Annotated in this window: 7 protein-coding genes; 2 read left to right on the top strand and 5 right to left on the bottom strand. The window is 44.7% G+C overall.

Features of this window, described 5'->3' with window-relative positions:
* Window positions 1–216: 216 nt before the first annotated feature.
* The 3 genes from M2273_RS11965 to M2273_RS11955 form a co-directional block, all read right to left on the bottom strand.
* Window positions 217–1,161 (bottom strand): sugar phosphate isomerase/epimerase family protein, encoded by a 945-nt coding sequence (locus tag M2273_RS11965; protein WP_429397027.1) that lies wholly within the window; start codon window positions 1,159–1,161, stop codon window positions 217–219.
* 9 nt (window positions 1,162–1,170) lie between these two features.
* Complete coding sequence (locus M2273_RS11960; protein ID WP_429397025.1) at window positions 1,171–2,031, bottom strand: sugar phosphate isomerase/epimerase family protein; 861 nt, start codon at window positions 2,029–2,031, stop codon at window positions 1,171–1,173.
* A 309-nt stretch (window positions 2,032–2,340) separates the two neighbouring features.
* Window positions 2,341–5,781, bottom strand: coding sequence for a ThuA domain-containing protein (locus tag M2273_RS11955; RefSeq protein ID WP_429397023.1), 3,441 nt, complete (start codon window positions 5,779–5,781; stop codon window positions 2,341–2,343).
* A 364-nt stretch (window positions 5,782–6,145) separates the two neighbouring features.
* On the opposite strand from M2273_RS11955, the gene M2273_RS11950 reads away from it, so the two are divergent.
* Complete coding sequence (locus M2273_RS11950; protein WP_429397021.1) at window positions 6,146–8,041, top strand: AAA domain-containing protein; 1,896 nt, start codon at window positions 6,146–6,148, stop codon at window positions 8,039–8,041.
* 162 nt (window positions 8,042–8,203) lie between these two features.
* The gene (fbp, locus tag M2273_RS11945) at window positions 8,204–9,238 is read left to right on the top strand and encodes a class 1 fructose-bisphosphatase (protein WP_429397019.1); all 1,035 of its coding nucleotides are present in this window, start codon (window positions 8,204–8,206) and stop codon (window positions 9,236–9,238) included.
* Window positions 9,239–9,409: 171 nt separating this feature from the next.
* On the opposite strand, the gene pckA is transcribed toward fbp, so the two are convergent.
* Window positions 9,410–11,008 carry a phosphoenolpyruvate carboxykinase (ATP) gene (gene pckA / locus M2273_RS11940; protein WP_429397017.1) on the bottom strand — a complete coding sequence of 533 codons (1,599 nt, stop codon included), beginning with the start codon at window positions 11,006–11,008 and terminating at the stop codon, window positions 9,410–9,412.
* A 281-nt stretch (window positions 11,009–11,289) separates the two neighbouring features.
* The gene (locus tag M2273_RS11935) at window positions 11,290–13,395 is read right to left on the bottom strand and encodes a hypothetical protein (protein WP_429397015.1); all 2,106 of its coding nucleotides are present in this window, start codon (window positions 13,393–13,395) and stop codon (window positions 11,290–11,292) included.
* Window positions 13,396–13,413 lie beyond the last annotated feature (18 nt).

The following is a 13,413-nucleotide window of genomic DNA, read 5'->3' as shown; positions in this document are numbered from 1 at the left end:
ATAGCCCATGATAAAACAGGATTAAATTTTAAAGTGTTGGCCTGTGCGATTCCCTCCCGACGGGAGGGTGTAGGGAGGGGTTTATGCGACCTACATCACGAATAAACCCCTCCCTGCCATTACACAAACCACCGCGCCCCTCCCCAAGGAGGGAATCTAATCTACCAAATAACCCAACTGTTATTGATGGGCTATTATTCTCTGGGGGTTAGGGTACTAAACCTGCGCCGCTATAGCCTTCATTTTGCTAAGCGCGGTTTTTGCCACCAGCAGGGCATCCTGCGCGTAATAACTTTTATTAAATACTTCGCATGATATAATAAGCGGCCTGTCGGGATTTTTAACCAATTGTAAAATACGTTTTACAGGGGCTACCCCATCGCCAACATACACCCTTTCGGGCTCAGATATTTGTTCAGGACTGATACCTGCGGGATAATCATTAACATGAAATATCTCTAATGCGGGTTTGCCCACAAACTGCAGGCTTTCCACCGCCGATTGACCTTTATACACATGAAACACATCAAGTAGCATCCGAGCGTCGGGGTGCCCGCATTGGGTTACTACGTACAATACCTGGCTTATGTGTTTTAAATTTGTCGATCCTCCCCACATTTCCAGCTGCGGTATCACACCGGTTTCGCGGCCCATTTTAAGGATGGTGTTATAGCGCTCCGTAACCAAATCCAGGTTAATCACCCCGGATTTTGTGGCTCCTGCCGGCGGGGCGGCTATTCTTTTGCAGCCAATTTTGGCCAGCATTTCCATTTCGGCCTGTAGCTGGGTAAGCCCTTGTTTACGGATGGCATCATCATCAACAATCCACTGTGCAAAGCCAATGGCGTTCTCAACCCTGATGCCCAAACCATCAATGATCTTTTTAGCCTCGGTTATTGAGCCACCATTTTTAAGATAGGTTTGCAGGGTATCTATCCATATCTCCACAGCGGTATAACCGGCTTTGGCAGCTACTTCAAGCTCCTTTATAAAGCCAAGGTTATGGCCCCGTATGGTGCTCATGTTTAAGGAGTACACAAAACCATGATCGTTTTTATCAACCTTAATTGCAGCTACCGCGGGACCACCCAAAGCAGCGGCCCCTGCCGCCAAACCTAAAGTTTTTAACACCTGCCTTCTGTTTAATGAATTATCAGCCATGAAACGTTTTTAATAAGTTAAGCTCTTGATATAAGCAATGGTTACCGGTATCTGGGTACTGTATGACGGACTTTCATCCTCAATAAAACAATGTTTAATGCCCGCTTTTTTTGCGGCCTTCAGTACCTCAGGGATATTGATCTGGCCGGTACCCAATGCCACATCATTTTTGGTATCCGTGCCGCCGGTAAGGTCATTAGCAACGCCTTTCCTGATGTCTTTCAGGTGCATCAGTTTCATGCGCGACGGGTATTTATTAATCAGCTGTGCCGGATCCTGTCCGCCGTGGAACGACCACAGGATATCAATCTCGAACGATACATATTTAGGATCGGTGTTTTTAGCGATATAATCAAACAGGGTACCATCCTCATACTTACCAAATTCATACCCGTGATTATGGTAACAAAAGGTAAGTCCGCTTTCCTTTAATATTTTGCCAACATGGTTAAAATCAGCCGCGGCTTTTTTGGCATCTTCCAAAGTAAATTCCTTTTTATGGGGTATCCAGGCTACCATGACGTATGATGCACCCAATGTTTTAGCCAGCTTAATAACTGATTGGGGATCTTTAACAATATCATCATAACCTGCCCCTATAGAAGGTATTTTGATGCCACGTTCGTCGCAAAGCTTTTTAAATTCCTCTTTGGGCATATCCTTGGGCCCCTCTCCTTCCAATTCGGTTATGCCAAAGGATTTAATAGTATCCAGAACCGCTGCTGTGGCTTTAGGCATACTGCTGCGGAAAGTGTACGCCTGCACACCTATAGCATTGGTAAAAAGCGGCTTGCCGCTTTGGGCAAACCCCTGTGTGTGTCCCAAGGCCACAGCCATGCAAACACTAAAAAAAATCGAATATCTTTTCATAAAAACAGGATTATATGTTACTTAATAAGTTCCCCTCTTGAGAGGGGGCGCGTTGGATTGTGCGTTAGCAGGGGTGTGTTTCTTCGCGCGTAAAAAACACACCCCTCCCCCCTCTCAAGAGGGGATTCGCGCAACCCTCCGCGCAAGTTTTATTTTAATTTATTACTTAATTACATTGGCTATAAGTTCCCCGCTTGAGAGGGGGCGTGTTGGACAGTGTGTTGGCAGGGGTGTGTTTCTTCGCGCGTAAAAAACACACTCCTACCCCCTCTCCAAAGGGGATTCGCAATTCCCATGCACAACTATTAATTACTGAAACTGGATATCTTTTAAACTAATAATGCCGTCGCTTGGTTTGGTGCGTTTAATAGCAAAAAAGTAAACATCGTGCTTGCCGGTTATCGGTTTTTGTACTTCGCCGGTTAGCCAGGCCAGTTTCTTCCAGTCGCCGGTTCCGCTGTATGCAGTCGAGCTGATCACCGGACCAGCCTGTGAATCAATACGTACCTCAATTTCGCCTGCAGCATCTTTTGACGCGTACTGGTAAGCAAACTTTGTAATACCCGACAGATCAACATCTCTGAACATGACATACGATTTATGGTTCCCTGCCGAAAGATCATCCTTAAAACGATTAAAACCTTTTAACTCATCGGCATAAACCGCCTTTACATTGGCATTACGCAAAGTAACCACATCGGTACCGGTTAGCGGACCAACCACCTTGCCTCCTTTATCCGTATATGACGCCAGTAGGGTGTACTCGCCACGTGGCTCGGCATCATTAAATTTAAGGTTAAGGACGCCATGCTGCGGTAAACGTATAGCCTTGTTCTTTTTATCAGTAAGTGAAAAAATATACCTTACAATTTCCTTGGTATCTGCATTTGATAGTTGTGGGTGGGCGCTCATTACATGCTCCGTTCCCCAGCTCCCGGCACCGCCCGCGATGATCTTTTTTGATAATTTATCTGTCGATCCCTTTTGAACTTTGTACCGGTTAGCAATAGCCGTAAAACTTGGGCCTACCGCGGTTTTATTGATCAAATGGCATGATTTACAATCGCTGGCGGCCATCAGGGCTTTACCCGGATAGCTTACCTCCGTGGCAGATAAGGCTGCCAGATTTTTAACGGTTTTATTATCGGCAGATGGCTGCGGGTTATAGATATAGAACAGCTTTACACGTTTAGGATCAATCACTTTATCCTCCTTATCCTTAACCACTACATTGTACTTAAATGGCTTACCCTTCCATATAAATGATTCATTATCGGCACTGGCTATCTTAACTATTGGCGCGGTATTACCCACTTTTACCATAATAGTATCCTTGCCAACCAATCCGGCCTTATCAGTTACTTTAAGTATAGCTCTGTAGGTGCCCGGTTTGGTGTAGGTATATTTTGCCGACGATGTAGTTGCTCCAACCGTTTTACCGTCAAACAGCCACTGGTAGGTTATTTTATCATCATCATCCAGATCTTTACTACCCTGTCCGTTAACACTTACGGTAAGCGGTGCCTGTCCTGCTATTTCCTTTTTAACCGGCATGGTTTTAAGTTCGGCAGTTAAATATTTGGTATGCTGATACAGGGATTGCATAGCGGTATCCGTTATGCCCGCTTTGGCAATTGGCGCGCGGTTACCTGTATTGTATTCAATTTTAACGAGGCGTGCATCCTCATTTTGGGCACCATAAACCGAGCCGTACTCCAGCATATAAAATACGCCGTCTGATCCAAATTCCATATCAATAGGCCGCCTGAAATCGCCGGCCGAAGGCATGAAAGCCTCGTTGCGTACGTAATTTTCTTTTTCGTCAAACCTCAGGTCTATCACCCAGTTACGCATCCAGTCGGCCACAAACAAAGCGCCGTCATAGTACTCTGGAAACTTGTTAGGATTTTTAACACTGGCATCATACTCATAAAAATCACCTCCGATGGCACATCTGCCACCCATACCCAGTTCCGGAAACTCGTTTGACGAGGCATAAGGATACCAGATCATGGCCGGTGTGGCTGGTGGTAATACATTTAAACCGGTGTTGTTAGGTGAATTATTTACGGGAGCTTTAGGATCAAAATTAGGACCGGGGGTAGCGGTTACAAAATCCCAGTGCGAATAGGCGAAGTTATTGCCTACAAAATAAGGCCAGCCAAAGTTACCTGCTTTTTTGGCCTGGTTAAATTCGTCATATCCACGTGGCCCGCGCGGTGAATCCTTACCGGCATCAGGACCAATCTCGCCCCAGTACAATACCGATGTTTTAGGATTAACCGCTATGCGATAAGGGTTACGGCAACCCATTACATAAATTTCGGGTTTTGTTTTAGCAGTTCCTTTAGGGAAAAGGTTGCCTTCGGGGATGGTATATGTACCGTCGGCTTCGGGATGGATCCTTAAGATCTTGCCTTTAAAATCGTTGGTATTACCGGCACTGCGCTGCGCGTCAAGACTGTAATGCTCTTGTCCCGGGCGTTCATCCAATGGTGCATAACCATCAGACGGGAACGGGCTTGAGCTATCGCCGGTTGACAGGTAAAGGTTACCTTCTTTATCCCAGGCCAGTGAACCGCCATGGTGCGCCCCGCTTACTTTTTGAACAGGTACTTTGAGCAATATTTTTTCGGATGCCAGGTCGAGCACGTTCTGCGGACTCAGCTTAAAGCGTGACAATTGAAAATTAAGCGGTTCTTCCGTTTGTCCGGCAGGCATATAATAAATGTAAACAAACTGGTTAGTTTCAAATTTAGGGTCGAGGGTTAAGCCTATAACCCCGGTACCGCCCTCATAGGTAATGGGGAATTTACGGATAACCTTAAACTGTTTGGTTTTGGTATTATACACAGAAAAATTGCCCATCAGCTGGGTAAAAAACACACGACCATCCTTAGCAACAGCCAGCTCCATAGGCGATGCGATATTGTTAACCAATACGGTTTTTACAAAGCGGCTTTGATCTGGCGCTACTTTGGAGTATGACTTACTGTAATCAAGCGGCTTGCCATTACCCATGGCATATTTAATACCGCCCAGCAACTGCCCTAAAAACAACGGATCGCTATAACTGTCGTCGGTATGGCCGCAACCGGTATAAAATGAGCGGCCACCATCAAACTCATGGTACCAGGTAATAGGATGGTCGGCGCCATTGGTGCCGCCGTTATAGGTATTTTCGTCCAGGCTGGCCAAAACATGTATGCCGCTGTAAATAGATTTATAGTTATACCATTCGTCGGTACGCTCCCACCGGGCAGGCAGGTTCGCGGTTATGGGATTTGTTCTGTCGGTAACATCAATGGTGGCCTTACGGATGTTTGAATTATTGGGATGGCTTGAAAAATACGCCCCAACCAATTTACCATACCAGGGCCAGTCGTACTCCGTATCGGCAGCCGAGTGTACCCCAGCATAGCCGCCGCCAGCCTGTATGTAGCGTTCAAAGGAGGCTTGCTGTATGGCATTAAGCACATTGCCTGTAGTACAATTAAATACTACGGCCTGATATTTTTTTAAATTATCATCATTAAAATCCTCGGCATTGGTGGTGGTATCAACCTCAAAGCCGTTCTCTTTACCCAGCTTTTGAATGGCCGCTATACCAAACGGGATACAGGAATGGTGCCAGCCCAGGGTTTTTGAAAATACTAAAATACGGGTTGCAGGAGCGGGCTTTTTAAACGAATACAGTAAAAAGCTAAGTCCGATCAATAAAACACAGGTAAATTTTAATTTTAATGACATGGTGTGAGAATTTAGTTGATATTTTTCATTCATCAACCGGTATATCCATCATCATAAACTACCCCTTTATGACAGCTTTTTACGCAAGGATAAAAAAGTACAACAATGATAAAATAGTACCGGTTAAATAATTGGTTAAACAATATTAGCATTTCTTGTGTATTAAATACACTTATCTGTAATTCTTTAAATATTGTAAGTAAATTGTTACCTGAGTTGGGACTACGGGACTATGGGAACATCAGACTAAAGGATTTAAATGGGGAATTCTTTGATCAAACTTCACCCATCTTATTATCTCAAAATCCCATAGTCCAAAAGTCTTATAGTCTCAAAAAGCAAATTCGTATTACCTTTGCAGTTAATGGATTATTTTAAAAGACTCCTTGATCTGCTGAATAAAGAAAAAGATGAGGATCGCAACGCTTACTTAAAATTAACTGAAAATACAGCTGCAGCAGACAGGAGAACGCAGGGCCTGGCCTGGTACCCTATTGCCATCAGAGGTACAGAGCCTGGCCGGGGTGATTATATTAACCTTGAAGTGGAACGTACCACACATAAGGACCTTTCGCACCAGTTCAGGTTTGGTGTGCCAGCGGCTTTATTCTCCAACCATGACCCCAAAAATGATCGCGTGGAGGGCATTATCACCTACCAAAATAGCGATCGCCTGAAGATCACCTTATATACCGACGAACTGCCTGACTGGAGCCGGGATGGCAAACTGGGTATCGACCTGCTTTTTGATAACAATAGTTACGACGAAATGCAGAATGCCATCAAACAGGCATCGGCACTAAGCACTAAACCACAGGAAGGACGTTTGGTTAACATACTCACCGGCGAAAAATCACCCGCGTTTAATACCATATCCCCTGTATCCATTGCCCATTTAAATACTTCGCAGGTAGCTGCTGTTCAAAAAATAATTTCGGCGCAGGATCTGGCTATTGTACATGGGCCACCGGGCACCGGTAAAACCACCACACTGGTACAGGCTATTAAAGCGCTCATAAATCAAAATAAAAAACAAATACTGGTAGTTGCCCCAAGCAATACCGCGGTTGACTTGCTAACGGAAAAACTGACTGATGAGGGCCTTAATGTATTGCGCATAGGTAACCCGGCCCGCGTATCTGAAAAGTTATTTTCCCTAACCCTCGACAGTAAAATGGCCGAACACCGGGACAATAAAGAGGTACGGAAACTTAAGAAGCAGGCCGGCGCATTCAAAGACATGGCGCATAAATATAAGCGCAGTTTTGGCAAGGCCGAACGTGACCAGCGTAAAGCCCTGTTCCAGGAGGCACACCGGATTATGAAGGATGTTGCCACCACCGAACAACATATTGTTGACGACCTGGTAGCCAAAGCCCAGGTGATCACCGCTACACTGGTTGGCGCCAATCATTATACCATACGCGATGTTAAGTTTGATACCGTAGTTATTGACGAGGCTGGCCAGGCCCTGGAACCAGCCTGCTGGATCCCCATATTAAAAGCACAAAAGGTAATTTTGGCTGGCGACCATTGCCAATTACCTCCTACTATTAAATCGGCCGAGGCTGCCAAAAACGGATTAAGTACTACCCTGCTCGAAAAATGCGTGGCCCTGCATCCCGAAGCTGTTGTATTATTGGATGAGCAGTACCGCATGCACGAAGCCATCATGGGCTTTTCATCGGGTGTATTTTATCAGAACAAACTTAAGGCACATGCTTCAGTTGCCCATACATTATTATTTCCGGGTGATATGCCCATTTCCTTTGTGGATACCGCAGGCTGTGGTTTTGATGAGCAGCAGGAAGGCACCAGTTTGGCCAACCCCGACGAAGCCGTATTTTTATTAAAGCATTTAAACCGGTTGATCAGCAGTTTGAATAATCCTGAAAGTTTCCCAACCATTGCCATTATTGCTCCCTATAAAGAGCAGATCAGGATACTGAAAGAACAATTGGCTGATAACCCCGAACTGCTTGCCTATAATAACTACATAGCTGTAAATACCGTGGATAGCTTTCAGGGCCAGGAACGTGATATAGTTTATATCAGCATGACTCGGAGCAACACCGAAGGCGAGATTGGTTTTCTGTCTGATATCCGGCGGATGAATGTAGCCTTAACCCGGGCTAAAAAGAAACTGGTAGTTATTGGCGATAGCTCCACCCTTACACGCCTGCCTTTTTACACCGACTTTATTGATTACACCGAACGCCTGAATGCTTACGAAAGCGCATGGGCGTATGCTGGTGATTGAGATGTAGCGATAATGCCATTTTACCACATCAATTACACGATTATGTAAAAAGCGCAAACGTTACCGAAGAAAAATGTGCCATTTTTTCGAATTTTAGTGTTGTTTATAATTATCTTGTGAAAAACCAAGAGTAAATAATTACGTACGAAATACACTAAGATCATGACCCCTATCAAAACTTTAGGACAATTTATCATTGAAAAACAGGCAGATCATCCTTTTGCAAAGGGCGAACTTTCAAGACTGCTGCGCGATATAGGCATTGCCGCCAAAATAGTTAACCGCGAGGTGAACAAGGCTGGATTGATGGACATCCTGGGCCAGGCCGGCAGCACAAACATACAAGGCGAAAATCAGCAAAAGCTTGATATTTATGCAAACGAACAATTTATATCGGCCCTGAAAAGCGGCGGCGAATGCTGTATTGTAGCATCCGAAGAAAATGAGGAGATCGTTATGCTGGACACCGATGTATCATTAGATGCCAAGTACATTGTTGCTATTGACCCGCTTGACGGTTCGTCTAATATTGATGTTAATGTATCTGTCGGCACCATTTTTTCCATCTATCGCAGGCAAAGCACCGAAGGCAGGGCAACATTAGAGGATGTTTTGCAAAGAGGTGTTAAGCAGGTAGCTGCAGGGTATATCATATACGGCACATCAACCATGCTGGTTTATACAACTGGTAAAGGAGTTAACGGCTTTACGCTCGACCCATCTATAGGCGAATTTTGCCTGTCGCACCCCGAAATGCAGATCCCAAAAACCGGCCATATATATTCCATTAACGAGGGCTATTATGTGCATTTTCCGCAAGGTGTAAAATCATATATCAAGTATTGCCAGGTAGAGGATGAGGCTACCCATCGTCCTTACAGTTCGCGATACGTTGGCTCTATGATTGCCGATTTGCACCGCAGCATGATTAAGGGTGGTATTTTTATTTACCCGGTAACAGCGGCCACACCGGGCGGTAAACTGCGCCTGGTTTATGAATGTAACCCCATGTCATTTATTATTGAACAAGCCGGCGGACGGGCCACCGACGGCAAAACCCGCATCCTGGAGCTGGAAGTTACCTCGCTGCACCAACGTACCCCCATTTTCATCGGATCGGAACAAATGGTACTAAAGGCAGAAGAATTTATGGCTGATGCTGTAGATGAGCCAATAAGTATTGGTTTGGTTGGGTGATAGCAAGTAACAAACACGTCATTGCGAGGTACGAAGCAATCTCTACGCAGGCAGGTCGGCTGTACATTTTCATTTGCTCTGTATAGCATAGAGATTGCTTCGTACCTCGCAATGACGTGTGTATATATAAAGGGCCCGGCAATGCCGGGCCCTTTATATTGAGTATGATGCCTATCGTGCCTCTTCAATCACCGGCCCTACAGAGCACAGCATTCCGTCAGAAAACCCTTTGTACTGGCTACAGTTTTTACGGAAAAGCCCGGCCAAATGATGGGCAGTTTCTTCGTAACTGTATGGATTGGCCCAGGTATTTGCCGGGTTCAACATGGCCGATGGCACACCGGGGCACCATGCTGGTATCATCAGGTCAAATATGGGTAGCTTTTGGTATGGCCCATAATCCAGCTGACCATTAAGCGCGGCTTTGATCATGGCCCTGGTATAGCTCAATTTTATCCGTTCGCCGGTACCATATGAACCGCCTGTCCAGCCGGTATTAACCAGCCACACGTTTAAAGGATATTTATCCAGTTTTTCACCGAGCATTTCAGCGTATTTTGTGGGGTGCAAAGGTAAAAATGCACGCCCAAAACAAGCCGAAAAAGTAGCTTCCGGCTCATTGATACCGTATTCAGTCCCGGCAATTTTAGCGGTATAGCCCGATAAAAAGTAATACATAGCCTGTGCCCTGTTCAATTTGGCAATAGGCGGCAGCACACCAAAAGCATCAGCAGTAAGGAAAAATATATTCCGGGGCACGTCGCCCATGGCCGGGCTTACCGTATTACTGATGTAGTGCAACGGGTATGACAGCCTGATATTCTCGGTTTTTGACAGGTTATTAAAATCAACTGTTTTTGACAGCGGATAAAAACACGTGTTCTCTAAAAGCGAACCGCGCTTCATGGCCTGGTATATCTGAGGCTCTTTTTCGGGGCTCAGGCCGGCTATTTTAGCATAACAGCCCCCTTCAAAATTAAAAACCGAATTTTCGCCCCAGCCATGTTCATCGTCGCCGATCAATTGGCGGTCGGAGTCGGCAGAGAGCGTGGTTTTACCAGTACCCGATAAGCCAAAAAAGATGGCAGTATCCCCATTCTCTCCTTTATTTGCAGCACAATGCATAGGCAAAATATTGTGCTGAGGTAAAAGAAAGTTTAGTACGGTAAAAACAGCCTTTTTTATTTCGCCGGTATAACCTGTGCCGCCTATCAGTATGATTTTGCGGGTAAAGTTGAGCATTACAAAATTATGCTGCCGGGTTCCATCAATAACCGGATCGGCTTTAAATCCGGGAGCCGATATAACAGTCCACTCCGGATCGATAGTATCCTCCGGACGCAGAAATAAGTTATATGCAAACAAATTCTGGCTCGCTGTTTCCGTGATCACCCGCAAGGTTAAACGGTTGCTTTCTTCCGCGCAAACCATAGCATCGCGCACAAAAACCACCTTGCTATGCAGGTAGGCTAATACCTTAGTGTACAGACTATCAAACACTTCAGGTCTGATAGCAATATTAACATCGCCCCACCAAACGGAATCTTTTGTAAGGTTATCGGTAACAATAAACCGGTCTTTGGGCGAGCGCCCTGTAAACTCACCAGTATCGATAGCTAACACATCTTGATCTGTTAAATAGGCCTCTCCACGCTCCAGAGCGGCTTTTCTTAATTCTTCGGGTGATAATTGATAATGGATTTCCAGAGCTTCACTAAGCTCTGGAAACCCCAATTGCATTACTGCTTTTTTATTAGTGATCTGTCCCATATCACATTAAAATTTATAATTGGTTAGGACAAAACTACTACTACAAAAATGTATTTCAAAATACAAAATGACTGACAATCAATTGTTTGTATTAGATACACTAAGTCATTTACCGCTATTAATCAAGGGGTTACCACATAATTTAACCATGATTTTTTATCGAAATATTTATAGCTGTATTATTGACGGAAATGGAGAAAAAACGGCCATTATACATCATTTTTACATATTTTGTTCAGCTTATAATACCAATATTACAATATTTTGAAAACAACGGACAATTATTTAAACCAAACAGTTTGGGTAAAAGCACCATTAACCGCTGCATCCCAGATTTCTAAACGGGCCCAGGTCCTGCCTTTCAAGTCAACAGGGACAGTAAAAGTTTGCGCACCAAAAGCTTTGGTATAATTGAGATTGATACATTTGCGGTAAACCTTTTTACCATCCCCTGAAACGATCTCTGCAAAGTTCAGCGGGAATGTCCAGTCGGCTTTAAAGCTGACGGTACTTTTGCCATCAGCAGGCAGATTAATGGTTTCGCCTGATTGATGACCATTCACTTTAAAATCGGCTATCAATATCTCGCCCGTGGTCGAGAAAAACCGCCCCTGCTGCAATGCATCCAGCACAGGCTGCCAGCCAGCCTTAAATTCGGGCTGTTTGTTTAGCTGCAGGTAGTTTACATTAAGATGCGCATACATTTCGTTCTCCGGCTCAATGGTAAACAGGTCGGCCTCTGAGAGCATTTTTTTCTGCAGGCCCCAGTTATTCATATCGTCAAGCAAGTCGAGTGCCCGTTTGCCCAGCCGGGGTTGCGAAAGATCGGCAGGTATGGCCTTCCACGCTGCGCCTAAAAACCTGTCTGATTTGAAAAATGCTTCTTCTTTATAAGCATCAGGAAAACCGGTTGAACCCTTGGTACGTGCATGAGCGGTCCAGGCCAGACCATTTTCGGCTTTAAGCAGGGCGAGCATATCATTTTTATCCCCTATATGATAAACTTTACCGTGTTCGGCATCCGTGGTTACCAATGACGTGCCCGGTTTGCGCGACATGATCCAGTAAACCGGTTTCGGAAAAAATTCCAGCCAGTGGCCTCCAAAAAATTCATTAGGCTCCTCACCGGGTAACAATAAAAAGTTAGCTGATGACAATCGCCTGCATTGCTCAAACAATGATTTTAATTCCCGTAAACGCTGTTCATCCGGTCCTTTAGGGTGGGCGGTGTAATGAAATTCGGCAAGGTGAACAATATTTACACCCAATCTTTTAAAAACATCAACAAACGAGGGATTATCCGGAACAGGCTTACCAGCCAGTACCACGCTCATAATAAACTCATTATGAAAATGACTCGTCATGGTTTTATAACCAGACAAAGGCTTATAGCTGTCGTTATGGGTATATCGCTTAACATTAGCTAATAATCCTGCCGCGTCGCCTGTACTCAACAGGCAGAAAAAATTAAGCCGTTGCTTTGTACCCGGTGGGGCGTTAAACCAGGGCACGTAACGTTTATCGCCATTCAATTCCTGCCTTATACCTAAACCATAGCCGGTAAGCATGTTGCGGTAGTTATTACCATACCAAACAAATTTGAGATTAAAAGCTTCATCAAGCGGATAAAAATATTGATGCGGTGCTGGAAATACAGCAATGCTGCCACCCGTGTTTGAGCCAATGATAGTTCTATATTTTACGGCGAGGTTTTTAGCGGTATCCGGCTGGTTGCTATTATCTGTTTGCAGGTGCTCATAAACATCGCTCCAGCTTACTGTTTTTACCGGCTGTTGTTTCGCTACTAACCCGGCATCATATAATATGGCGGTAGAATCAATCTGTGTACTTATCACCGCTGCTACGTTAAAAAGCGGCTGACCATTATAAAGGGTAATCTCCAGATCGCCATTAAAGTTTGGCGCTTCTACACCGGCTATGGTTACTGTAGTGCGTGAACCTGACGTACTTACACTGACATCCTTTTTATTAAAATCAACTTTGTAGGAATGATGGGGCTTTGAGGGAACCTTATCAAAAAATATATTCCAGCCGTTTTGAGATACCAGGTCGCGCTTACCCACTGTAAGTATAAACTGCGGCGCAACATCGTTAATTATCTGCTTGTATATGCCGTTGCTGCTTAGCTGCACGCTTTGAAACAATGGGGCATCTTTACTCAAATTAAGCACCAGGCGCCCATTACTGTTACTACCCGCGGGCCAGGTAACCGTAACATGGTCATGATCTGTTTTTAAACTTACTCCTGATTTAGGGTTAAAGTTTTTAAGGTTAACAACCTGCGCATTAGCCCCGTTTGTATTAAACAAGGTTAAAACCAGGCCGCCTGATATCAGCAGGAATAAATATTTGAGTTTAGTTTTCATAACCATCGGTATATATAC

Origin of the sequence: Mucilaginibacter lappiensis (genome assembly GCF_050433765.1) — a bacterium.
Classification (GTDB): Bacteria; Bacteroidota; Bacteroidia; order Sphingobacteriales; family Sphingobacteriaceae; genus Mucilaginibacter; species Mucilaginibacter lappiensis_A.
Note: the sequence above shows the minus strand (reverse complement) of the source record. Positions and strands in the feature narration are given on the sequence as shown.